Annotated in this window: 25 protein-coding genes and 1 tRNA gene; 21 read left to right on the top strand and 5 right to left on the bottom strand. The window is 32.4% G+C overall.

The window, feature by feature from the left end; all coding sequences use genetic code 11:
- Positions 1–114: 114 nt before the first annotated feature.
- The 7 genes from J3S90_RS06450 (at position 115) to J3S90_RS06420 (ending at position 6,047) form a co-directional block, all read left to right on the top strand.
- Positions 115–2,142: a M3 family metallopeptidase gene (locus J3S90_RS06450; protein ID WP_210645547.1), complete on the top strand. Its 2,028-nt coding sequence runs from the start codon at positions 115–117 to the stop codon at positions 2,140–2,142.
- 104 nt (positions 2,143–2,246) lie between these two features.
- Positions 2,247–2,750, top strand: coding sequence for a GbsR/MarR family transcriptional regulator (locus tag J3S90_RS06445; RefSeq protein WP_188049933.1), 504 nt, complete (start codon positions 2,247–2,249; stop codon positions 2,748–2,750).
- A gap of 58 nt (positions 2,751–2,808) precedes the next feature.
- Positions 2,809–3,156 carry a hypothetical protein gene (locus J3S90_RS06440; protein ID WP_210645546.1) on the top strand — a complete coding sequence of 116 codons (348 nt, stop codon included), beginning with the start codon at positions 2,809–2,811 and terminating at the stop codon, positions 3,154–3,156.
- Entirely contained in the window at positions 3,153–3,896 is a 744-nt protein-coding gene (locus J3S90_RS06435) for a YqjF family protein (protein WP_210645545.1), read from the top strand. Before J3S90_RS06440 ends, J3S90_RS06435 begins: the two co-directional genes overlap by 4 nt.
- Positions 3,862–4,683: a thiol-disulfide oxidoreductase DCC family protein gene (locus J3S90_RS06430; protein WP_210645544.1), complete on the top strand. Its 822-nt coding sequence runs from the start codon at positions 3,862–3,864 to the stop codon at positions 4,681–4,683. Before J3S90_RS06435 ends, J3S90_RS06430 begins: the two co-directional genes overlap by 35 nt.
- A 5-nt stretch (positions 4,684–4,688) precedes the next feature.
- Positions 4,689–5,594 (top strand): TIGR01777 family oxidoreductase, encoded by a 906-nt coding sequence (locus tag J3S90_RS06425; protein WP_210645543.1) that lies wholly within the window; start codon positions 4,689–4,691, stop codon positions 5,592–5,594.
- Positions 5,595–6,047 (top strand): SRPBCC family protein, encoded by a 453-nt coding sequence (locus J3S90_RS06420; RefSeq protein ID WP_210645542.1) that lies wholly within the window; start codon positions 5,595–5,597, stop codon positions 6,045–6,047.
- Between the two features lie 59 nt (positions 6,048–6,106).
- On the opposite strand, the gene J3S90_RS06415 is transcribed toward J3S90_RS06420, so the two are convergent.
- Positions 6,107–6,919 (bottom strand): UbiA prenyltransferase family protein, encoded by an 813-nt coding sequence (locus J3S90_RS06415; protein ID WP_210645541.1) that lies wholly within the window; start codon positions 6,917–6,919, stop codon positions 6,107–6,109.
- 147 nt (positions 6,920–7,066) lie between these two features.
- Here J3S90_RS06415 and gcvP point away from each other — a divergent pair, with 147 nt between their 5' ends.
- The 6 genes from gcvP (at position 7,067) to J3S90_RS06385 (ending at position 14,630) form a co-directional block, all read left to right on the top strand.
- Positions 7,067–9,916 (top strand): aminomethyl-transferring glycine dehydrogenase, encoded by a 2,850-nt coding sequence (gcvP, locus tag J3S90_RS06410; protein ID WP_210645540.1) that lies wholly within the window; start codon positions 7,067–7,069, stop codon positions 9,914–9,916.
- A gap of 319 nt (positions 9,917–10,235) precedes the next feature.
- Complete coding sequence (locus J3S90_RS06405) at positions 10,236–11,294, top strand: 3-oxoacyl-ACP synthase III family protein (RefSeq protein WP_210645539.1); 1,059 nt, start codon at positions 10,236–10,238, stop codon at positions 11,292–11,294.
- Positions 11,295–11,597: 303 nt separating this feature from the next.
- On the top strand, positions 11,598–12,131 hold the full coding sequence (locus J3S90_RS06400) for a methyltransferase domain-containing protein (RefSeq protein ID WP_210645538.1): 534 nt from the start codon (positions 11,598–11,600) through the stop codon (positions 12,129–12,131).
- Positions 12,132–12,205: 74 nt separating this feature from the next.
- On the top strand, positions 12,206–13,054 hold the full coding sequence (locus tag J3S90_RS06395) for a glycosyltransferase (protein WP_210645537.1): 849 nt from the start codon (positions 12,206–12,208) through the stop codon (positions 13,052–13,054).
- A gap of 68 nt (positions 13,055–13,122) precedes the next feature.
- Positions 13,123–13,872, top strand: coding sequence for an MlaE family ABC transporter permease (locus tag J3S90_RS06390; protein ID WP_188049922.1), 750 nt, complete (start codon positions 13,123–13,125; stop codon positions 13,870–13,872).
- Positions 13,869–14,630 (top strand): ABC transporter ATP-binding protein, encoded by a 762-nt coding sequence (locus J3S90_RS06385; RefSeq protein ID WP_188049921.1) that lies wholly within the window; start codon positions 13,869–13,871, stop codon positions 14,628–14,630. The genes J3S90_RS06390 and J3S90_RS06385 overlap by 4 nt, the downstream gene beginning before the upstream one ends.
- Before the next feature lie 16 nt (positions 14,631–14,646).
- Here J3S90_RS06385 and J3S90_RS06380 read toward each other — a convergent pair whose 3' ends face one another.
- From J3S90_RS06380 to J3S90_RS06370, 3 genes are all read right to left on the bottom strand, one after another.
- Positions 14,647–15,099: a hypothetical protein gene (locus J3S90_RS06380; RefSeq protein ID WP_210645536.1), complete on the bottom strand. Its 453-nt coding sequence runs from the start codon at positions 15,097–15,099 to the stop codon at positions 14,647–14,649.
- 101 nt (positions 15,100–15,200) lie between these two features.
- On the bottom strand, positions 15,201–15,803 hold the full coding sequence (locus J3S90_RS06375; protein WP_210645535.1) for a SprT-like domain-containing protein: 603 nt from the start codon (positions 15,801–15,803) through the stop codon (positions 15,201–15,203).
- Positions 15,804–15,816: 13 nt separating this feature from the next.
- The gene (locus J3S90_RS06370) at positions 15,817–16,494 is read right to left on the bottom strand and encodes an SDR family NAD(P)-dependent oxidoreductase (protein WP_210645534.1); all 678 of its coding nucleotides are present in this window, start codon (positions 16,492–16,494) and stop codon (positions 15,817–15,819) included.
- 129 nt (positions 16,495–16,623) lie between these two features.
- Between J3S90_RS06370 and J3S90_RS06365 the strand changes: the two genes are divergently transcribed.
- The gene (locus J3S90_RS06365; RefSeq protein WP_210645533.1) at positions 16,624–17,190 is read left to right on the top strand and encodes a GNAT family acetyltransferase; all 567 of its coding nucleotides are present in this window, start codon (positions 16,624–16,626) and stop codon (positions 17,188–17,190) included.
- A gap of 308 nt (positions 17,191–17,498) precedes the next feature.
- Here J3S90_RS06365 and J3S90_RS06360 read toward each other — a convergent pair whose 3' ends face one another.
- Positions 17,499–18,638 (bottom strand): acyl-CoA dehydrogenase family protein, encoded by a 1,140-nt coding sequence (locus tag J3S90_RS06360; RefSeq protein ID WP_188049916.1) that lies wholly within the window; start codon positions 18,636–18,638, stop codon positions 17,499–17,501.
- A 595-nt stretch (positions 18,639–19,233) separates the two neighbouring features.
- Here J3S90_RS06360 and J3S90_RS06355 point away from each other — a divergent pair.
- The 7 genes from J3S90_RS06355 to J3S90_RS06325 all read left to right on the top strand — a co-directional run bounded on the left by J3S90_RS06355 (position 19,234) and on the right by J3S90_RS06325 (position 24,710).
- Positions 19,234–19,818, top strand: a complete 585-nt coding sequence (locus J3S90_RS06355) for a chalcone isomerase family protein (protein WP_188049915.1) — start codon at positions 19,234–19,236, stop codon at positions 19,816–19,818.
- An 86-nt stretch (positions 19,819–19,904) separates the two neighbouring features.
- Complete coding sequence (locus tag J3S90_RS06350; protein WP_188049914.1) at positions 19,905–21,131, top strand: Glu/Leu/Phe/Val dehydrogenase; 1,227 nt, start codon at positions 19,905–19,907, stop codon at positions 21,129–21,131.
- A gap of 206 nt (positions 21,132–21,337) precedes the next feature.
- Positions 21,338–22,042, top strand: coding sequence for a MotA/TolQ/ExbB proton channel family protein (locus J3S90_RS06345; RefSeq protein ID WP_188049913.1), 705 nt, complete (start codon positions 21,338–21,340; stop codon positions 22,040–22,042).
- Positions 22,043–22,044: 2 nt separating this feature from the next.
- A complete protein-coding gene (locus tag J3S90_RS06340; protein ID WP_188049912.1) occupies positions 22,045–22,437 on the top strand; it encodes an ExbD/TolR family protein in 393 nt (130 codons plus the stop codon).
- 30 nt (positions 22,438–22,467) lie between these two features.
- Positions 22,468–23,265, top strand: coding sequence for an energy transducer TonB family protein (locus J3S90_RS06335; RefSeq protein ID WP_210645532.1), 798 nt, complete (start codon positions 22,468–22,470; stop codon positions 23,263–23,265).
- 59 nt (positions 23,266–23,324) lie between these two features.
- A complete protein-coding gene (locus J3S90_RS06330; RefSeq protein ID WP_210645531.1) occupies positions 23,325–24,545 on the top strand; it encodes a bifunctional folylpolyglutamate synthase/dihydrofolate synthase in 1,221 nt (406 codons plus the stop codon).
- Between the two features lie 90 nt (positions 24,546–24,635).
- Positions 24,636–24,710, top strand: a tRNA-Val gene (locus J3S90_RS06325).
- The last annotated feature ends 29 nt before the right edge of the window (positions 24,711–24,739 follow it).

Raw genomic sequence — 24,739 nt, 5'->3', positions numbered from 1 at the left:
GAACTGCAATATCAATATAATCCACTCTTTTTAAGATTAGTTTTTTTTTATAAATCGCTATCTTTGTAAAACATAAAAATCAATTCCAATTAATAGAATTAATTACATATAAAAATGAACATATTAACGAAATACTTTTCAACTAAACACAATACTGCTCCTTTTTCCCAAATAAAAAATGAAGATTATTTACCCGCTATTCAAGAAGGAGTCTCTTTAGCGAAAGCTGAAATTGAGGCTATCGTAAATAATCCTGAAGCACCGACTTTCGAAAACACGATTGAAGCAATGGATTATGCAGGTGATATTCTAGACAGAGCTTCTAGTATATTCTTTAACTTAAATTCAGCAGAAACGAATGACGAAATGCAAAAAATCGCCCAAGAAGTTTCGCCATTGTTATCTGAGTTTGGAAATGACATTACTTTAAATCCAGCCTTATTTGCCAAAGTAAAATCAGTTTATGATTCAAAAGACGCCTTAAAATTGACGCCTGAACAAAGTACTCTTTTAGATAAAAAATACAAAAGCTTTTCTAGAAATGGCGCTAATTTGCCAGAGGATAAGAAAAGTACTTTGCGCGAAATCGACAAGGAATTATCGAAACTGAGTTTGCATTTTGGCGAAAATATTTTGGCTGAAACCAATGCTTTCGAAATGCACTTGACTGATGAAAAAGATTTAGCAGGTTTACCCGAAGGCACTATAGAAGCGGCTCGCTCTTTGGCGAAAGCACAAGATAAAGAAGGTTGGATTTTTACTCTTGACCATCCAAGTTATGTTCCGTTTATGACTTATGCGGATAATCGCGAATTGCGCAAAAAACTAGCAATTGCTTTTGGCGCACGAGGATTTCAGAATAACGAATTTGACAATCAAGCAATCGTTTTGAAAATCGCCAAATTACGTTTTGAAAGAGCACAATTATTAGGATATGCTACCCATGCACATTTTGTTTTAGAAGAAAGAATGGCACAAAGTCCTGAAAAAGTACTTTCCTTTTCGAATGATTTATTATCAAAAGCAAAACCGGCAGCTTTAAAAGAATTTGAACAATTATCGGCTTTTGCCAAAAAATTAGACGGAATTGAGCAACTAGAAAAATGGGATGGCGGTTATTATGCTGAAAAATTAAAACAGCAACTTTTTAACTTAGACGATGAAAAATTAAAACCTTATTTTCAGTTAGAAAAAGTATTAAACGGAGCTTTTACAATTGCTAAAAAATTATACGGATTGACTTTTACGGAAGTATTTGACATTGACAAATACCATCCCGAAGTAATGACTTATGAAGTCACAGACGAAAAAAAGGATTTAGTAGCTATTTTTTACGCTGATTTTTTTCCTAGAAAAGGGAAACGTAACGGTGCTTGGATGACTTCATTCAAATCACAATATGTAAAAAATGGGCAAAATGAAAGACCGCACATTTCAAATGTTTGTAATTTCACTAAACCGACGGAAACTAAACCATCACTTTTAACCTTTAATGAAGTAACGACTTTATTTCATGAATTCGGACATGGATTACATGGCATGTTAGCCAACACGATTTATCCAAGTTTATCAGGAACTTCAGTTTATTGGGACTTTGTAGAATTGCCAAGCCAAGTAATGGAAAACTGGTGTTACGAGCCTGAAGCTTTGGCTTTGTTTGCAACACATTATGAAACTGGCGAAGTGATTCCACAAGAATATGTAAACAAGATTAAAGAAAGTGCCAGTTTCCAAGAAGGATTAGCTACGATGCGTCAGTTGAGTTTTGGATTATTAGATATGGGTTGGCATGGTCAAGATCCTTCTTCTATTACCGATGTAAAAGCTTTTGAAACGGAACAATTTGCAGCAACACAATTGTATCCTGAAGTAGCAGAGAATGCTATGAGTACTGCTTTTTCGCACATTTTTCAAGGCGGTTATTCTTCTGGCTATTATAGCTACAAATGGGCTGAAGTATTAGATGCTGACGCTTTTGAATATTTTCAAGAAAAAGGAATTTTCAATAAAGAAGTAGCCACTAAATTTAAAGAAAATGTACTTTCTAAAGGCGGAACAGAACCACCAATGGAATTATACAAACGATTTAGAGGACAAGAACCAAAACCGGATGCTTTATTGAAACGCGCAGGATTACTCTAGATTTCAAATCATATAAAACCGAGGTAGCACTAATTCGGTTTTATTTTTAATATAAACTTTCATTTATTTTTGAAAGTTTAAAAACTTTTATATACATTTGTACTATGGAATTTAAAGAAGCAAAAAATAAATTTGTACAAACCTGGGGAGCATTAGGTTCGCAATGGGGAATTAACAAAACCATGGCTCAGATTCATGCACTATTAATGGTGTCAAGCGAAGCGGTTTCTATGGAAGATGTAATGGAAGAATTGCAAATTTCTAGAGGAAATGCCAGTATGAATTTGAGAGCTCTAATGGATTGGGGAATTGTGTATAAAGAATACAAAGCAGGAGAAAGAAGAGAGTTTTTTACTGCCGAAAAAGATTTAGACGAATTAGCCGTTAAAATTGCAAGAGAAAGAAGCAAGAGAGAAATTAAGCCTGCGCTTAAAATCTTAAAGGAAGTTTCCTCTATTAAAGCTTCTGATTCTATAGAAGAAAAACACTTTATAGATCAAACAACAAAACTATATGACTTTGTATTAAAAGCAGATAATGTGCTTGACAAAATCACAGAATACAAAGACAATTGGCTGACCAAATTAGTTGTCAAATTTATGAAATAGAAAAAAAATTTAATAAAATGTTTCAATATTTTCTGAAACTTTAAAAATAAATATAATCATGAAAAACTTAAACTATCTCAATTACTTTTTTGTAGGAACGCCAATACTACTAATCCTAACAGGAACTTTATTCGCAAAAAGTTTAGGAGCATTCATCGGATTTGGTATATTATTTTTAATCCTTACCGGTGTATTCCAAATTATTACTGGAATTTCATTGCTACTTGATCAACCAAAGGATAAATTGCTACAAGTATATATTTCCTTAGTAGTACTGTTTTTTTTGACATTTACTTTTAACTTAAATATTCTAAAAAGCGATATCCTCTACTTTATTTTAATTCCTGTGCCACCAATCCTTGCTATTTATTTTTCAGTACTAATTTATACAAAACAACAATCATGAGTTTCTTAAGTGCAAAATGGGAAAATTTAGCTTTAATCAATTATGAAATTGATGCTGAAATACTAGAAAAATATATTCCGTTAGGAACAGAATTAGATTTTCATAACGGAAAATGTTACGCTAGTTTGGTTGCTTTTATGTTTAAAGAAACCAAAGTATTAGGGATTAAATTTCCTTTACACATTAATTTTGAAGAAGTCAATCTTCGGTTTTATGTAAAACGTTTTGAAAATGGAAACTGGAAACGTGGCGTGGTTTTTATAAAAGAAATTGTTCCAAAAAAAGCAATCACAATCATAGCAAATACTTTGTATCATGAACATTATGAAACTCAGCAAATGAGACATTGCAATACTGAAAATGAATTTAGTAAAACCTTTAGCTATGAATGGTTAGTAGATAAAAAATGGAATACAATTCAATTACAAACTGACAAAGAATACAAAGCAATTGAAATCGACTCAGAAGCTGAATTTATAACGGAACATTATTTTGGTTATACGAAATACAACAACCAAAAAACTTTTGAATATGAAGTTAGACATCCCAGATGGGAACAATTAGAAGTTAAAAATTTAGAGCTTGATGTTGACTTTACCAGGAATTACGGAACTGACTTTTCCGTTTTACAAAATGCAAAACCATCTTCTGTATTTTTAGCAAAAGGATCAGCTGTGACTGTCGAAAACAAAAAAACCATAACTCATGAAAACGCTAGAAAACCAAACCTTACTCTATGATATTGATTGCCCTTTGTGTCAAGTGTACACGAGTGCTTTCATCAAAGTAGAGATGCTAGACCAAAACGGTCGCAAATCTTATAATCAAATGAGCGAGGAAGAGCAAGTTTTTGTAGATGTAAAACGGGCGTCAAATGAAATAGCATTAATTGACAATAAAAATAAAACTGTAGTTTACGGAATCGATAGTTTGCTAAAAGTGATTGGATTTTCTTTTCCTTGGATCGAAAAAATTGGAAACATAAAACCCTTTAAATACCTTTTAAAAAAACTTTATTCTTTTATATCCTATAATCGCAAGGTCATTATTCCCAGTAAAAAAAAAGAAAAACAACCATTACAATGCGTACCAGACTTCAATTATAAATACCGATTTTTATTTATTGGTTTCGCAACGCTAGTTACAACAATTGTTTTATATAATTATTCTGCTCTCTTTACGAGTTTACCAAAAGCAAATACATTTAGAGAATTGCTGATTGCTTTAGGACAACTATTTTTTCAAAGTATATTTATCTTGAAGTTAAAAAAAGAAACAATTGTAAATTATGCCGGAAATTTAATGACTATTTCCTTAATGGGTTCCCTATTGCTGTTGCCTACATTATTAGTGCAAAGTATTTATACTATGCCACAAACAGTGCTTTTAATCTGGTTTTCACTCACAGCTTTGATCATGTTCATCGAGCATTTTAGAAGAATTAAAATACTGCAACTTCCAACTTATCTTTGTGTAACATGGGTTATTTATAGAATTATCATTTTATTACTAATTTTGAATTTTTAAAAATCATGAATAAACTTATCATCGCAGCAGGAACTGGTTTTTTAGGCCAAAGCTTAATCAATCACTTTAAAAATAAATTTGAAGAGATCGTTATTTTAACTAGAGGAAAATCCAGAAATAGTGACGGATTAAAATATGTTAATTGGGATGCAAAAACATTTTCAGGTTGGGAAACCGAATTAGAAAACACAACTGTTTTAATTAATCTTGCCGGAAAATCTGTTGATTGTCGCTATACAAAAGAAAATCAGAGAGAAATTCTGTTATCCCGAATCGAAAGCACTAAAATTTTGAATCAAGCTGTTTTAGATTGTAAAAATCCACCTAAACATTGGCTGAATTCATCAACCTCAACCATATATCGTTTTTCTTTAGATAAACAAATGGATGAAGTAGATGGCGAAATAGGAAATGATTTCTCTATGAACGTAGCGCAATCGTGGGAAAAAGCATTTTTTAAATCGGAAACGCCAAAAACTCTTAAAACTGCTTTACGAACTTCTATCGTTTTAGGAAAAAATGGAGGTGCTTTACTGCCTATAAAAATGTTAGCAAAAATTGGTTTTGGAGGAAAACAAGGAAAAGGAAATCAGTTTATCAGTTGGATACACGAAATAGATTTTGCGAGAGCGATTGATTTTATAGTTGAAAAAGAAATGATTGGCGTTGTTAATATTGTTTCACCAAAACCCATCGCCAATAAAGATTTTATGTCAGTACTACGCAAAGTTATTGGTGCTCCTTTTGGGATTCCAATAAGTGAATCATTATTAAAACTTGGCGCAGTATTTATCAGAACCGAATCAGAATTAGTGTTAAAGAGTAGAAATGTGATTCCAAAACGATTGCAAGAAAATGGATTCCAATTTGACTTTGACACCTTAGAAAAAGCATTAAAAGACTTAGTTTAGATGACCAAAATATTTTTAAAAACCGAAATAAACGGATTAAAGTCAATTGTTTTTGATCTGTCAAGAAACATTGATGTTCATAAAAAATCTGTAAGGCTTACAAATGAAACTGCCATTGATGGTGTACAATCAGGTTTGATAAATTATAAAGAAACAGTAACTTGGAGAGGCAAACATTTCGGATTTTATTTAACTCATAAAAGCAGAATAACTCAAATGAAACTTTACGACTATTTTGTGGATGAAATGGAAGAAGGAAAATTCAATTCCTTTAAACACGAACACCTATTTAAAGAAAAAAACGGAGTAACGTTAATGGAAGATATAATTACTTATGAAGTTCCTTTTGGTTTTTTTGGTAGACTATTTGATTTTTTTATTTTGAAGAAGCATTTAATAAACCTTATTGAGGAAAGAAATAAGTTTTTGAAAGAAATAACAGAGCATCTGTAAATAGAAATATTGTTGAGTTTTAATCAATGATTAATTTTGAATTGCTTATCCTTAACTGTCTAAATAAAAACAACCATTAACCACCAAAAAATTGGAACTGCTTCGACCCAAAAAGAAGTGTAATATTTAGACTTTTTATGACTCGCAAATAGCAAAAAAAGAGAAAGCAAAACCACTAAAACAAAATTTACAACTAATTGCTTTTGATCAAAGTTACTTTTAAATAATTCTAAAAAATAAAACACAACCATTAAAACCCATCCTAAAATTTTAGTTTTTTTGACCCCAATTTGTTGCGGAACCGTTTGTAAATGTGGATCATCTTTGGCAAGATCAAGAATTTCAAAAACCAAAATTAAAACAAAAATCAAGATAAATCTTTGTAGGCATTTAAGAAAAAAATCAGCTGTAATATCTATTTCCGCATTTACTATTGGCAATGCAAGTGTTACTCCTACCCAACACAGTGACACAATATAAATTTTGACCCCAGCCCAATTTCGAGCATTTTTACGATTTGGAAAAAAAGGAAGCGTGTACAATAAAGTGACACTTAAAAAAGTAATGGCTATAATTTGAGTAATTCTTTGCAGTTGAAAAAAATAATACGCAACAAACACAAGCGAAATAATACTGAGTAAAATAATCATTTTAAGTTCTTTGCGTATATTATTTTTCTTGCTCCGAGCCAATGCATCATATTTTACAAAATTATAACCTACCACAGTCCCAAAAAAAGCAAAGTTTGCAACTGGCTCTTCGTAAGGTATGTGGAACATGTGTTGGGTCATTTTTACTAGTGCATAACACGATAAAGCCACGTGAATACTACTATTAATATAAAAATCTAATACAAGTTTAAAAATCTTCATTAGACAAAATTAATCAAAGTGTTAATAAGAACGTGTTTTAGTTGAAAAATTCACAGAAAATCAACTCAAAAAAGACAAATTATCGCATATTAATATTTAATTTTACCGCTTGTAAAAACAAGAAACACACAACCCATTTTATATATAATGAAAACAGACGCTTTTGCATTAAGACACATCGGTCCAAGAGACAATGATTTAGAACACATGCTTAAAACAATTGGAGCAGAATCGCTAGATCAATTGATCCAGGAAACTATTCCAAGTGATATCCGTTTAAAATCTGATCTAGACCTTGAACCTGCTATGACCGAATATGAGTTTGCAAATCATATCACTCAATTAGGGAATAAAAATAAAATGTTCCAATCGTATATCGGTTTAGGATACAACGCCGCTATTATCCCTGCTGTTATTCAAAGAAATGTTTTTGAAAATCCAGGATGGTACACGGCTTACACACCATATCAAGCAGAAATTGCGCAAGGTCGTTTAGAAGCAATTCTAAATTTCCAAACAATGGTTATCGAATTAACAGGAATGGAAATTGCTAATGCTTCTCTTCTTGATGAAGCAACTGCAGCAGCTGAAGCAATGGCATTATTATTTGATGTACGAACTCGCGATCAAAAGAAAGCCAACGTATGTAAGTTCTTCGTTTCTGATGCTATTCTACCACAAACATTATCGGTTTTGCAAACCCGTTCTACTCCTATTGGTGTAGAATTAGTTGTTGGAGATCACCAAAAATTTGATTTTTCTTCAGAATTTTTTGGAGCAATTCTACAATATCCAGGAAAATTTGGCCAAGTATACGACTATGCAGATTTCATCGCTAAAGCGGCCGAAAACGAAATTAAAGTAGCCGTTGCAGCTGATATTTTAAGTTTAGCTAAATTAACTCCTCCAGGCGAAATGGGAGCAGCAGTTGTTTTAGGAACTACACAACGTTTCGGAATTCCGTTAGGATACGGAGGACCGCACGCAGCTTACTTTGCTACTAAAGATGAATACAAACGAAGCATGCCCGGAAGAATCATTGGTGTAACTATTGATACCAACGGAAATCGTGCGCTTCGTATGGCATTACAAACACGTGAACAACACATCAAACGTGATAAAGCGACTTCAAATATTTGTACGGCCCAGGTTTTATTATCTGTAATGGCAGGAATGTATGCCGTTTATCATGGACCAAAAGGATTAAAATATATTGCTAGCAAAGTACATGCTTCTGCAGTGACATTGGCAAACACATTAGAAAAAATAGGTTTTGAGCAAACAAACACAGCCTTCTTTGATACAATTGTAGTAAAAGCTGATGCTCAAAAAGTAAAAGAAATTGCAGTTCAAAACGAAGTAAACTTTTATTATATTGATGAAAATACGATTTCAATCTCATTGAATGAAACCACAAGTATTGCTGATTTGAATAAAATTGTTACTATTTTCGCTTCCGCAAAAGGGACTCAGGCAATAAAAATTGAAAGTTTATCTCAAACCAATCATTTTCCAGAAAGCATCGAAAGAACTTCAACGTTCTTAGAGCATGATGTTTTTACAAAACACCATTCTGAAACCGCTTTAATGCGTTACATCAAAATGTTAGAGCGTAAAGATTTAGCGTTGAATCATTCTATGATTTCTTTGGGATCTTGTACTATGAAATTGAATGCTGCATCAGAAATGTTACCTTTAAGTAATGCACAATGGAACAACATTCACCCATTTGCACCTTTAGATCAAGCTCAAGGATACCAAGAAATGCTTGCTAAATTAGAGCAACAATTAAATGTAATTACAGGTTTTGCTGGAACTACATTACAACCTAATTCTGGTGCTCAAGGAGAATATGCAGGACTTATGGTTATCCGTGCGTATCACCAATCAAGAGGAGATCATCACAGAAATATTGCTTTGATTCCATCATCAGCTCACGGAACTAATCCAGCTTCTGCAGCGATGGCAGGAATGAAAGTAGTGGTTACAAAAACATTAGAAAACGGGAATATCGACGTAGAAGATTTACGTGCAAAAGCAATTTTACACAAAGACAATCTTTCTTGTTTGATGGTTACTTACCCATCTACCCATGGAGTTTTTGAAAGTGCTATTAAAGAAATCACCCAATTAATTCACGATAATGGTGGTCAAGTATACATGGATGGTGCAAATATGAATGCACAAGTTGGATTAACAAATCCAGCAACTATTGGCGCAGACGTTTGCCACTTAAACCTACACAAAACATTCGCTATTCCTCACGGTGGTGGAGGTCCAGGTGTTGGTCCAATATGTGTTGCTCAACAATTAGTGCCGTTTTTACCTACAAATCCAGTAATACCAACTGGTGGCGAAAATGCAATTACAGCTATTTCGGCTGCACCTTGGGGTTCAGCATTAGTTTGTTTGATTTCTTACGGATATATCTGTATGTTGGGCGCTGAAGGTTTGAAACAATCAACAGAATATGCAATATTAAACGCTAACTATATTAAGGAGAAATTAAACGGTCATTATGACACTTTATACTCTGGTGAAATGGGTCGTGCCGCACATGAGATGATTTTAGAATGTCGTCCGTTTAAAGAAAAAGGAATTGAAGTAACTGATATCGCAAAACGATTGATGGATTACGGTTTCCACGCTCCAACTGTTTCGTTCCCTGTTGCAGGAACTTTAATGATCGAACCTACAGAAAGTGAAAACTTAGAAGAATTAGATCGTTTTTGTGACGCAATGATCGCTATCAGAAAAGAAATTGAAGAAGCTACACTAGACAATTCCAATAATGTGTTGAAAAATTCTCCACATACTTTAGCAATGGTAACGACTGATAATTGGAATTTCCCATACAGTCGTGAAGAAGCAGCATTTCCACTAGATTATATTTCTGAAAATAAATTCTGGCCTACTGTTCGTCGAGTTGATGAAGCTTATGGCGATAGAAATTTAAACTGTTCATGCGCTCCAATTGAAGCCTACATGGAAAGCTAAAATAAATCATAAAATGTCTCGAGAAATCGGGACATTTTTTTTACAATTAATTCAAATTCTAATTTAAAAAAAACAGTTATTTGAAGAAATTTGAATCTTTCAATATTTAAAAAAATAGCAAAAATTAAACTCAAATTGTTTTTTTGGACTTAAAACAATTACCCTAATAAAATCACACTATTATTAGTAATTTATAACAAAATATTTAATATTTTAGCTTAAAACTTACAATTTAACAATTATATGCACGCATAGTAAATATTGTGATAGTAATAATTTTTTTATGTTTAAATTAGCATAAATTTTGGAAATAAAAGCAATGAAAATAAAAATAACCGGAATAGGAAGTTACATCCCTGAGAAAAAAATTAGTAATGCAGATTTTAGTAATCATTTGTTTTTAAACGAAGACGGAACTGCATTTGGCTATCCTAATGACGTTGTAATTAATAAATTCAAAGGAATTACCGGAATAGAGAAAAGACGTTACGCGGAGGACCATTACAGTTCTTCTGATTTAGCCTTTTTCGCTTCTCAAAAAGCAATTGAAAATGCAAAAATAGATCCAGAAACGATTGATTATATCATATTTGCACACAATTTTGGTGATGTAAAAAAAGGAGCTATTCAATCTGATATGATCCCTAGTTTAGCAACACGAGTTAAACATAAACTACAAATAAAAAATCCAAAATGTGTGGCTTACGATATTCTTTTTGGATGTCCAGGATGGATTGAAGGTGTACTTCAAGCTAATGCATTTATAAAATCTGGTATGGCTAAACGTTGTTTAGTAATAGGTTCTGAAACATTATCAAGAGTTGTTGATGATCATGATAGAGATTCTATGATTTATTCGGATGGTGCGGGAGCATCAATAATAGAAGCTTCAGATGATGAATCCGGACTACTTTCTTACGAAAGCGGAACTTACGCAATGGATGAAGCAAATTTTTTATATTTTGGAAAATCCTACAATCCAGAATTAGATCCCGACACGAGATACATAAAAATGCACGGTCGTAAAATTTACGAGTTTGCCTTAAATACTGTTCCAGCGGCAATGAAAAATTGTTTAGAAAAAAGTGGATTAGGTATTGATGACGTCAAAAAAATTCTGATTCACCAAGCTAATGAAAAGATGGACGAAGCAATCATTCATCGTTTTTATAAGTTACATGGCAAACCAGTTCCTAAGGACATAATGCCAATGAGTATTCATGAATTAGGAAACAGCAGCGTTGCTACAGTACCTACACTTTTCGATTTATTAATTAGAAACGAAATAAAAGATCAAACTATAAGCAAAGGAGATATTCTTTTATTTGCATCGGTTGGAGCAGGAATGAATGTAAACGCTTTTATATATAGATATTAATAAAAAATATAGTTGCATATTATATTAAATAAGCACCAAAAAATAGTTAAATAATATGCTAGTTACCGATTTTCAAAAATAGCTATTATTACAATTCCTCAATAAAACTTGTTTTTCTAGAGTGCAAGAAAGCATCTTTTTATCGCTTTCTTGCATTCACAAACAAGCCCTCTTAAAATTTGATGGTTTTATCCCGAAGTATTGGGAGTAACTGAGTTAAAAAAACAAGAGTCAAAAACACTTTTATTAGTATATTTGCACCCTGGTTCTCGAATCTTCGGGAAGGCGCAAAATAAAAAGAACATGTACGAAAAAACGTTTCCTAATAAAAGATTCAAACACACTTTAGAATTTCTAAATAAACATATCAATAATTCAGCTACCATTTTAGATTTAGGTGTTGAAAATCCTTTTTCAAAAATAATGAAAGAAGATGGTTTTACCGTAAAAAACACAAGCGGTGAAGATCTAGATAATAATCAAAATGTTTTTCATTTAGAAAAAACAGATGTAGTAACTGCATTTGAAATTTTCGAACATTTATTAAATCCCTACACCATCTTAAACCAGATAAAATCAGACAAACTTTTTATTTCTATTCCGCTTCGTTTATGGTTTTCTCCTGCTTACAGAAGCAAAACTGATATGTGGGACAGACATTATCATGAATTTGAGGATTGGCAGCTGGATTGGCTCCTAGAAAAAACTGGATGGAAAATAATAGACAGTGAAAAGTGGACTAACCCAGTCAAAAAATTTGGAATTCGTCCACTATTAAGAAAATTTACTCCTAGATATTATATCGTTTATGCTGAGAGAATTAAGACCGCAGAATAATGATTTTTTATTTGAGTTTTTAGATCAGTTTTGAAAGAACTTAAAAACTACAATTAAAATCTAAAATTTATCAAATGAACTATTACATCGTTATACCTGCTCATAATGAAGAGGAATTTATTGCACTAACATTAGAGTCTTTAATTACTCAAACACTTTTGCCCAAAAAAATAGTAATCGTCAATGACAACTCTACTGATAAAACAGCCGAAATTGTTATGGCTTTTGCCAAAGAAAATCCATTTATTTCATTGCTAGAAAAGAAATCAAGTGCTATTCATTTACCAGGAAGCAAAGTCATTCAGGCTTTTCAAGCAGGCTTTGAAACTTTAGACGATAATTATGATGTAATTGTAAAAGTAGATGCTGACTTAATTTTTCCAAATAATTATTTTGAAACGATTGACAAACATTTCAAATCAGATCCTACCATTGGAATGGTTGGTGGTTTTTGTTATATTGAGAAAAATGGCGATTGGATTTTAGAAAATCTCACAGATAAAGATCACATTCGCGGAGCTTTAAAAGCCTATAGAAAAGAAGTTTTTAAACAAATTGGCGGCCTAAAACCACAAATGGGCTGGGATACTGTTGATGAATTGTTGTGCAAATTTTACAATTGGAAAGTAGTTACCGATTCTTCCTTACATGTGAAGCACTTAAAACCAACAGGTGCTAATTACAATAAAACAGCCCGCTATAAACAAGGAGAAGCATTTTACACTTTAGGTTACGGTTTTATAATTACAGGAATCGCAGCTGCAAAACTGGCGATGATGAAGAAAAAACCATTGTTATTTTTAGATTATATCAAAGGATTTTGGAAAGCAAAATTAGCCAAAACACCCTTAATGGTTACCGAAGAACAAGCAAAATTCATTCGTAATTACCGATTAAAAAAAATGAAAGAGAAGCTTTTCTAGTGAAAACTAACCGCTCTTAACCAATTACTCATAACTATTTTTGTAATTTAGCCCATATTCACAAAACTATGATGCTCATTCGATATATATCACAAATAGGAAGGTACTTCCTGATGCTTAAAGAAATTTTTAACAAACAAACCAAATGGTCCGTTATGAAGAGTTTAATCTTCAAAGAAATTGACGACTTGATAATTGGATCTCTTGGTATTGTAGCTTTCATTTCCTTCTTTGTAGGAGGAGTAGTTGCCATCCAAACAGCACTAAATTTAACTAATCCGTTAATTCCCAAATATCTTATTGGTTTTGCCACAAGGCAATCCGTAATATTAGAGTTTGCACCCACCTTTATTTCTGTAATTATGGCAGGAAAAATGGGTTCTTTTATCACTTCTAGTATAGGAACTATGCGTGTTACAGAACAAATTGATGCGTTAGAGGTTATGGGAGTTAATGCTTTAAATTACCTTGTTTTCCCTAAAATAATTGCATTATTACTCTATCCATTTCTAATTGGTATAGCAATGTTTCTGGGTATTCTTGGTGGATGGATGGCTGGTGTATATGGAGGTTTTATCTCAAGCCAGGAATTCATTAATGGAACACAAATGGATTTCATTCCTTTTCATGTGATCTATGCCTTTATAAAAACATTAATTTTCGCGATGTTATTAGCAACAATTCCTTCTTTTCATGGTTATTACATGAAAGGTGGCGCACTTGAAGTAGGTAAAGCGAGTACGGTTTCTTTTGTTTGGACATCAGTTTCAATCATACTTTTCAATTATATATTAACACAACTGTTGCTAGGATCATGATAGAAGTAAAAAACATAGAAAAATCATTTGGTGAAAATAAAATCCTTAAAGGTATTTCTACAGTTTTTGAAACTGGGAAAACCAATTTAATTATAGGACAAAGTGGGTCAGGGAAAACTGTATTGCTAAAAAGTCTTTTAGGAATTCACACTCCTGAGTCAGGAACAATTGAATTTGATGGTAGAATCTATTCTGAATTAGGTGCCGATGAAAAGAGAGATCTTAGAACTGAAATAGGAATGGTTTTTCAGGGAAGTGCCTTGTTTGACTCAATGACTGTTGCCGAAAATGTGGGCTTCCCGTTAAGAATGTTTACCAAAGACAATAAAGCTAAAATAAAAGAGCGTGTTGACTTTGTATTAGAAAGAGTCGCATTAAAAGATGCTCATCATAAACTACCCTCTGAAATATCAGGTGGAATGCAAAAAAGAGTTGCAATCGCTCGTGCTATTGTGAACCGTCCAAAATACCTGTTTTGTGATGAACCCAACTCCGGTCTTGACCCAAATACATCAACATTAATTGACAATTTAATCAAAGAAATTACCGAAGAATACGACATAACAACCGTGATTAATACTCATGATATGAATTCTGTTATGGAGATTGGAGATAATATTTTATTCCTGAAAGACGGCCTTAAAGCTTGGCAAGGAACAAAAGAAGAAATTTTCAAGACAGATAACGAAGCTGTAGTTGCCTTTGTATATTCATCTAATCTATTTAGAAAAGTAAGGGAAGCGTATTTAAAAGGATAAAAAAATAAAAATTAATTTAGTTTTCAATTTTATAATTCCAGTTTTTACTGCTGTGTTTTTTTCCTATTAAAGGCACAATGATGAATACAGAACCATAAATAAGAGGAACAGTTCCTACAGAGGCGAGATAACTACCCGAATTCAATAAAATAGTACCAACTATAGCTAAAACACTACCGTTTGCTACAGAAATAGGTGTTAATATAGTAGAGAAGTTTGAAGCTCTTCTAATTTTTATGATAGAATCAAGATTTATTTCAACTTCTTTTATAATTATTGTATCTTGGTTTAAGATCGTAAAATGTCCAGCAATTTTTTTACCATTGTTGAGTGTTATTTTTATTCTTCTATTCTCGGGTAGATAGGTTTGTCTATTTCCTTTTTTTGACATTAAATAAATCCCACGTTTTTGCGAATAACTAAAGCAAAACGTTACTAGTAAAAAAAGAATCATTAAATATTTTTTCATCTTGAGAGGCTGCAAATTAATGTAAGCCAAATATAATGAATTTAAATACTTAGAAATTTTTCTTACAAATAAAACTCTGTAATCATTTACTTTTAAAGAGCCTAATTGGTTTTCAGTAATTCTACTTCTGCGTTAGGATTAAATAAATACATTTTACCAGAACTAATTTCTAAACATTCAAAACGTTTAGTTCGAACTGCTATTTTCTTAAAAACTTTCCCATTCTGTATTCTAAAAACACTGCCATAAGGGAGCTCAAAAACGTAGTTCATATCATTTTGCTGATCAAACTGTTTTAATGCTAATGCCAAAGTTGCATCAGTATCACTACTTGCAGTTGGATTTTTAAAATGTCTTGCCAATAAAGGCAATAAATGATTTGGAAAAATCTCTGGCCTAATATAAGGAATCATTAATCGTTGGAAAGAATATTTCCATTCTACACCATGTGGTTTTATGTTTCGTCCAAATTTTTCAAAAGCCACTAGATGTGAAATTTCATGAATCAGTGTAATTAAAAATTTATATTTATTTAAATTAGAATTGACTGTTATTTCATGCTTGCCATTCAATCCTTTTCGGTAATCACCATGACGTGTCTGTCGCTCATTGACGATCTTAAGATGTACTTGATTGGCGACAATTAAATCAAAAACTGGTTTTACAGCATGCTCGGGAAGATATCTTGCTAGTGTTTCACTCAAAACAGATTACTTTTTATGGGTTGGTCGACGAAACTTGCAACACTTTTCCATTGAAATATTTATTTCCTGTAAGAGTGAAATTATAAATATAATCGGCCATTTCATTAGCAGAAATGGGTGCTTGATAACCGGGAAAAGCTTCTTCTAACATTTCTGTTTGAACAGATCCTAAAGCAAGAACATTAAAAGAAATACCACGCTCTTTGTATTCTTCGGCTAATAATTCCATAAGTGTAATTACGGCTCCTTTACTAGAACTATAAGCAGCAAGTCCCGCAAATTTAAGGCTTCCTTGAATCCCTCCCATAGAACTAATAGCTACAACATGACTGTTTTTTTGTAAATAAGGTAAACCAATACGAGTTAAATTAGCCACAGCAAAAACATTTACTTTGTAGATGTTCTCAAAATCCTCTTGAGTTGTTTCTAAAAATGGTTTTAAAATCAAACTACCTGCATTGTGAATGATGGCATCTATTTGTTTCCAGGTTTTAGAAACAAAATCACTAACTTTAGCTAGTTCCAATTCATTAGATAAATCAACGGATAGACAAGTGATATTTTTGTTCCCCAGTAAAGTCTGTGGAACTTTTCTAGAAATAGCTAAAACTTGATGTCCAGCATTTGCAAATTGCAGGGCTAATTCATGACCTATTCCTCTACTCGTTCCTGTAATTATAATATTTTTCATAAAGCAAAAATAAGTAAAATTGACAAAACAGCAGTACTTAAAACTCAGGATTGTTTTTTGATTTTAGAGTGAGTAATATTATAATTTTGGTTAATTTTGATACAACGCGCTTACAAAAATAAAAATTAAATGAAGGATAACATAAATTTTGAAATAGCTACACTAAAAGACATCGATGGCGTACTAGCACTACAAGAATTATATTTAGTTTCTAATTTATCAGAAGAAGACAAAAAAGGTGGATTTGTTACTACCCCATTTACTATCGCTCAATTAACAGAAGTTATTGAAGCCCAAAATCTATTTGTTACAAAAGACAATGGTATAATTATCGCTTATATTTTTACGGGAAGTTGGACATTTTTTGCTCAATGGCCGATTTTTGAACACATGATAACATTACTTACTGACCTTAATTTTTTAGACTTTAGTTTTACAACAACAAATAGTTTTCAATACGGACCAGTATGCATTCATAAGGATTACAGAGGAAAAGGCTTGATCCTTCCTTTCTTTGAATTCATGAGAATAAACATGATGAACAAATATCCATTGAGTCTAACATTTATCAATAAAACGAATATTCCATCTCGTAAAGCGCATACTGAAAAACTAAAATGGAACATTATTGCTGATTTTAATTTCAATAACAATGAATATTACATTTTAGCTTATGATATGAATCAAAAGGTTTAGTACGAGTTGAATTTACAATTATTTATTTCCGTTTAAAGTACATAGAAATATTTAATAGGCACGACGCCACTAAGTGATCTAAATTAGTTGTATTTTTTTACCATCTAGAGTATTAAGTTTCACAAGACTTAAACAACTTAATTCCTTTAATGGTTTTATAAAGTTTCATGGTTGACTCTTTTATAAATATAAATCGTTTTACAACTTCGATTTGCGTATTTGTTCTTTGAAAAGAAACAAAAAAAAGAACTAAAAAAACCCTTTCTAACCAAATTAGAAAGGGTTTTCGTTATATAAAAAAGAAGGTTTTAAGAAACCAAACCTCTAGAAATTACAATTCTTTGAATCTCTGAAGTACCTTCATAAATTTGTGTAATTTTAGAATCACGCATCATTCTCTCCACATGATATTCAGCAACATATCCGTTACCACCATGAATTTGAACAGCTTCATTAGCAACTTCAAGCGCAATCTCTGACGCATATAATTTTGCCATTGCTCCAGAATGTGCAATATCTTTACCTTCATCTTTTTCGCAAGCAGCTTTCATTACTAATAATTTTGCTGCAGTAACTTTAACGTACATATCCGCTAATTTAAAAGCAATTGCTTGGTGCTGAAAAATTTCTTTACCAAAAGCTTTTCGTTCTTGAGCATATTTTAAAGCAATTTCATAAGCTCCGGTTGCAATTCCTAAAGCTTGCGACGCAATTCCTATTCTTCCGCCATTCAATACATTCATAGCAAATGCAAAACCAAAACCATCTTCGCCAATTCTATTTTCTTTTGGAACTTTCACATCATTAAACAACAAAGAGTGAGTGTCACTTCCGCGAATTCCCATTTTTCTTTCTTTTGGTCCAATATCAAAACCAGCCCAACCTTTTTCAACTATAAATGCATTTATTCCTTTATGCTTTTTTTCTACATCAGTTTGTGCTATCACTAAATACGTAGATGCAGTTGATCCATTTGTAATCCAGTTTTTTGTACCGTTCAACAAATAATGGTCTCCCATATCAATTGCTGTAGTCTTTTGCGAAGTGGCATCACTACCAGCTTCTGGCTCAGAAAGACAAAAAGCGCCAATTACTTCCCCTTTTGCAAGTGGCACTAAATATTTCATTTTTTGTTCTTCGTTACAGTATTTTTCCATACCTGCACAAACAAGCGAATTATTTACCGACATGATCACTGCAGCTGAAGCGTCTACTTTAGCAATTTCAGTCATGGCCAACACATACGAAACACTATCTAAACCCGAACCACCATATTTAGGATCTACCATCATTCCCATAAAACCAAGTTCAGCCATCATTTTGACTTGCTCGGTAGGGAATTTAGAATGTTCATCCCTTTCTATAACTCCTGGTAATAATTCTGCAACAGCAAAATCTTTAGCAGCTTGTTGAATCATTATTTGTTCTTCGGTTAGATTAAAATCCATATTATTATTGTAAATTAAATGTTCTTAAATTTGATCCTCAAAAGTAATTATTTAATATCAAATTTCAAACGATTTCGTGAATTTAGCTATTGTTTAAACAAAACTTTGTGATCGAAGAAGCCTTGCATTGCAACTCATTAAGCAAGACAATTTGATCTAAAAGCGAAACTGATAAAACAATCATAAAATAAGCCCTCCATTTCTTAAACAAAACATTCAAACAAAATAGTGTTTCTCATTTCTTTTAAATGAAACAATTCGTTTGTTTGGCGATAATTTTCAATAATATTGTTCCATAATCCCATACAAAGAAGTTGTTTAAAATGGTAAAAACTACACTAATTCACATTAGAGCTCTTCAAAAGAAATATTAAAACTACAAATCCCGGTGATTAAAAAAGTATTATGAGTCTATAAATTTTACAGTCTAGTAATGTTTATGGGATATAAGTTAGTATTTTTTATTTTTTAAGCTAAAATTAAACATATTCATTAATTGTAACTTTTTTTAAAGAAAATAATTACTTTTATTGTAAGTTTATAGTAAATTTGCAGGTCAATTTTAAAATTGAATAAAAAACTTAAATCCCTTAATATGAAAAAAATAGTAGCATTATTAACGATTATTATCACATTACAATTTACTAACGCAACTGCTCAAAACAAATTCGTTGTTAATGGTGTTGAAATTCCAAGAACATTAGAGTTTAAAGGAAAAAAATTATCCTTAAATGGAATTGGACAACGTTCAAAATTTTTTACTGAACTTTATATTCAAGCATTGTACTTAACCGTTTTATCTCAAGATGCTAAACAAATTTTAGATAGTGAACTTGAAATGGCAATTGCATTACATGTATCATCGGGATTGATTACTTCAAAAAAACTGTCTAAGGCTTTAGAAAAAGGGATGGAAAAATCAGTTGGAGAAAAAGGGATCCTGAAATTTGCTAAAGAACTTAAAGAATTGGAAGATTTATTGAGTACTGAGGAAACTAAAAAAGGAGATGTATTTGAACTAGCCTTTAATCCGGACGACCAATCGTTATGGATTACTAAGAACAAGAACTACAAAGGAAAAATCACTGGATTAGAATTTAAAAAAGCATTTTACGGAATATGGTTATCTGAAAACCCTGTAGACAAAACATTAAAAGAAGATTTGTTAGGAAAATTCTAAAAAGATTCTTTTTTGTTTTTTTTGAATATTAAGCAATTCGAACGATTCCTTTTTTATATTTGCGTAAATTAAACATATCGCAAAAAATGAAAGATTTATTGAATAAATTCGAAAATAAAGAGCCTGAAATAGTTTTCCATTGGAAAGATGCTGAAACAGAAGCAGAAGGATGGACAGTAATTAACTCATTACGTGGTGGTGCTGCCGGTGGTGGAACACGTATGAGAAAAGGCTTGGATATGAATGAGGTTTTGTCCTTGGCAAAAACTATGGAAGTGAAATTTTCTGTTTCTGGTCCTGCAATTGGAGGAGCTAAATCTGGAATAAATTTTGACCCTAGTGATTCCAGAAAAAAAGGAGTTTTACAACGTTGGTTTAAAGCTGTTTCGCCTTTATTAAAAAGTTATTATGGAACTGGAGGAGATTTAAATGTAGATGAAATCCACGAAGTAATTCCAATGACTGAAGAATGCGGTATATGGCACCCACAAGAAGGTGTTTTTAACGGACACTTTAAACCGACAGAAGCCGATAAAATCAATAGAATTGGACAATTACGTCAAGGAGTTGTAAAAGTCATTGAAAATCCTAAATATTCTCCAGATATTCTTCGTAAATATACCGTTGCTGATATGATTACTGGTTTTGGTGTTGCCGAAGCTGTACGTAATTATTATGATATTTATGGCGGTGATGTAAAAGGAAAAAAAGCTATTATACAAGGTTTTGGAAATGTAGGTTCAGCTGCAGCTTATTATTTGGCCGGAATGGGCGCTAAAATAATTGGGATTATCGACCGAGATGGTGGAATAATAAATGAGAATGGATATACATTTGAAGAAATAAAAGATTTTTATCTTGCTAAGGATGGAAATAAATTAGTTGCCGCAAACATGATTCCTTTTGAAGAAATCAATCAAAAAATCTGGACTATAGGTGCAGAGATATTTACTCCTTGCGCTGCTTCTAGATTGGTTACTCAATCTCAAATTGACAGCTTAATCGCTAATGGTCTTGAAGTAATTTCTTGTGGTGCAAATGTACCGTTTGCAGACACAGCTATCTTTTTTGGGCCAATAATGGAAGATATAGACAGAAAAGTAAGTCTGATTCCTGATTTTATTTCTAATTGTGGAATGGCTCGTGTTTTTGCTTACTTCATGGAGAAAAGAGTAGAAATGACTGATGATGCAATTTTTCAGGATACCTCAGAAACGATCAAAAATGCTATGAAAAAGACGTATGCTCTAAATAGCTCAAAAACAAATATTAGTGCTACTGCTTTCGAAATTGCTTTAAAACAGTTAGTATAATCCTATTGATTATCTTCGATTTAATCGTTGATAAACTATAATTAAACGAGCCAGTTTGATACACATTGTTTGAGACAATAGTATTAAACTGGCTTTTTTTTATAAAATAAATCAAAAACTGTAAAAATATTTCGAACGTTAATTTTAATATTAATTAATAGCAATTTTTATAATATATTAGCGTTTTCATAATAAATAAAATTTCTATGAGTCTATTGTTACAAGCGGACAGCTTATCTGTTGCAAAAGAAGGTTTAGTTGATGCAGTCCCTGTTGAAAAAACTTTATCTATAATCGAATTACTAACTAGCGGAGGATTAGCAGGTCAAATAATTATGACCTCGTTATTCTTAATGTTCTTCGTTGCTTTATACCTCTATTTTGAAAGATTAATGGCTATAAATGCTGCTTCCAAAATTGATCCTGGATTTATGTCTCAAATTAAAGACAACATTAAAAACGGACGTATTGACAACGCTAAAATAGCATGCGCTCACTATAAATCTCCTGTTGCCAGATTAATCGAGAAAGGTATTTCCCGCATTGGCAAACCTTTAGACGACATTAATACGGCTATTGAAAATGCAGGAAAACTTGAAATTTACAAACTTGAAAAAAATGTAAGCATGCTTGCTACTATTTCTGGAGCAGGACCAATGACTGGTTTTTTAGGAACTGTTGTCGGAATGATTCAAGCTTTTCATAAAATGGCCAGTTCTGGAGGACAAATAGAAGTAGGTGCACTTTCTGAAGGGATTTATACCGCCATGACAACTACTGTAGTAGGATTAGTAGTGGGAATTATTGCTTATGTTGGGTACAATCACTTAGTAGTAAAAACAGATAAAATTGTTCACCAGATGGAAGCCACTGCAGTTGACTTTCTAGACTTATTAAACGACCCTGCATAATTATGAATCTAAGAGGAAGAAATAAAGTTAGCGCCGAATTCAATATGTCATCCATGACCGATATTGTGTTTTTATTACTGATATTTTTTATGCTAACATCAACAATGGTAACGACTAATGCTTTAGATTTAGTTCTCCCAAAAGCAAAAGGTAAAACAGATAGCAATAAAAATATTTCTGTAAGTATAAATAAGGATTTGGAGTTTTTTATTGATAAAGAACCCGTATCCGAAACCGAATTAGAATCAAAATTATTATCCTTACTTTCTGCAGATAAAGAAAAAGCAATTATTTTAAGAGCTGAAGAAGGTGTACCTATCGAAAAAGCGGTTAATGTTTTAGATATAGCAAACAGAAATCAAATTAAAGTTGTTTTAGCAGTGAGGCCTAAATAGATTTAGCAGTCTTAAAAAAGATTTTTCTACATGAAATACATAGAAACAGAAGAAGAAAAAAAATCATTTGCAATCACATCAACCATTTTTGTGATTCTATTTATTTTGTTCTTTTATTTAGGATTAACTTCTTTAGATCCACCCCCCGAGAATGGAATCGCAATTAACTTTGGGACAACCGAATTTGGTTCAGGAAACATTCAGCCAACAGAAGCAATACAGTCTGAACCTAAAGCAGTTGCTGCAAAAGAGGCTGCGGCTAGTAATGAGGAAATCTTGTCACAGGATGTTGAAGAAGCTGTTGTTATAAAAGAAGCAAAAAAGAACAAACCAACTAAAGAAGCCGCCAAAGAAGAAGTTAAACCAAAACCAAAAGAAATTCCGAAACCTTCAAAAAGCACTTCGGATGCATTATCAAGTTTAATAAATGGCCCTAAATCAGATGGGAAAGCGCAAGGTGGTGAAGGAAATGACGATGTTGCAGGTGATAAAGGAAGCATAAACGGTAATCCATACGCCAACAGTTATTATGGATCAGGAAGTGGTAGCGGCAACGGAAGTGGTTGGGGATTAAATGGTAGAAGCATTAGTACTAGAGGAAAAGAAATTCAAAAATGCAATGAATTCGGAACCGTTGTTGTTCAAATCACTGTAAATAGAAATGGTAATGTTATTGCTGCTAAGTATACTAAAGGAACAACAAATACTAATCCTTGTTTAGTAGAACCTGCTTTAGCAACAGCACGAAAATATAAATGGCAACCCGATCCAAAAGCACCTGAAACCCAAATTGGTTTCATAACGGTTAATTTTAAAATAGGGGAATAATCATAACTATAAATAATAAAAACTCAAGTATCTTTGAGTTTTTATTATTTATAACCCTCATGAATTACCAAGAAACCACTCATTGGATGTTTGCACAACTACCAATGTACCAAACTCAAGGCGCATCTGCTTATAAAGAAGACTTAACTAATATCTTATTATTATCTGATCACTTAGGTAATCCTGAAAAGAAATTAAAATGCATACATGTAGCTGGAACTAATGGTAAGGGCTCTACGTCCCATATGTTATCTTCTATACTACAAGAAGCTGGTTATAATGTTGGCTTATATACCTCACCGCACTTAAAAGATTTTAGAGAAAGAATTAAGGTAAATGGTAAAGAAATTTCAGAAGATTTTGTTTGCTCCTTTATTGAACAACACAAATTTTACCTTGAAAAAGAAGCTTTTAGTTTTTTTGAAATGTCTGTTGGATTAGCTTTCGATTATTTTTCAAAAGAAAAGGTAGACATAGCAATTATTGAAGTGGGAATGGGCGGCAGATTGGATGCTACCAATATTATTGCTCCGCTTATCTCCGTTATCACTAATATAGGTTTAGATCACACTCAATTCCTCGGAAACACACTCGCCTCAATAGCTTTTGAAAAAGCCGGAATTATAAAACCATCAATTCCGGTAATTATTGGAGAATATACCGATGAAACAAAACCTGTGTTTTTGGCTAAAGCCAAAGAATGCCAATCCCAAATCTACTTTGCCTCTGATTTAATTTCTAATACCTATCCTTCTGATCTACTTGGCGATTACCAAGTAAATAACAAGAGAACGGTTTTGCAAACTATTAACGTTTTAAATCAAGAAAAAAAATACAGTATAAGTATAGATAACATTCAATCTGGATTCTTAAATGTGGTAAGAAATACAGGACTGCAAGGAAGGTGGCAACAATTAAGAGTATTTCCAAAAGTAATTTGCGACACAGCACATAATAAAGACGGGCTGAAAATTGCATTAAATCAAATCCAAAAAGAAACTTTTGACAACTTGCATATTGTTTTAGGAGTGGTAAATGATAAAGATTTAGAGGAAATACTCCCTTTATTTCCTAAAAAAGCAATTTATTATTTCTGTAAACCTAATCTTCCTCGTGGATTAGAAGCTTCTATTTTAAAACAGAAAGCTGACACTTATGAACTAAAAGGAGAAGTATACAATTCTGTTTCAGAAGCTTACAAAAAAGCCACACAAAGCGCTTTAGAATCTGACTTCATCTACATTGGAGGAAGCACTTTTGTAGTAGCAGAAATATTGTAATTTTTTTATTTTTTTTCTTGCACAATTAAAAAAGTGGCGTATATTTGCACACGCAATAACGGCAACGAAATTTGTCAAACTGCAAAAATAGGGCGATTAGCTCAGCTGGTTCAGAGCACCTCGTTTACACCGAGGGGGTCGGGGGTTCGAACCCCTCATCGCCCACAAAACTCCTTAAGAAATTAAGGAGTTTT

This window comes from Flavobacterium flabelliforme, assembly GCF_017948675.1.
Classification (GTDB): Bacteria; Bacteroidota; Bacteroidia; order Flavobacteriales; family Flavobacteriaceae; genus Flavobacterium; species Flavobacterium pygoscelis.
The sequence above is the reverse complement of the archived record's forward strand: the minus strand, read 5'-3'. Positions and strand labels throughout refer to the sequence as shown.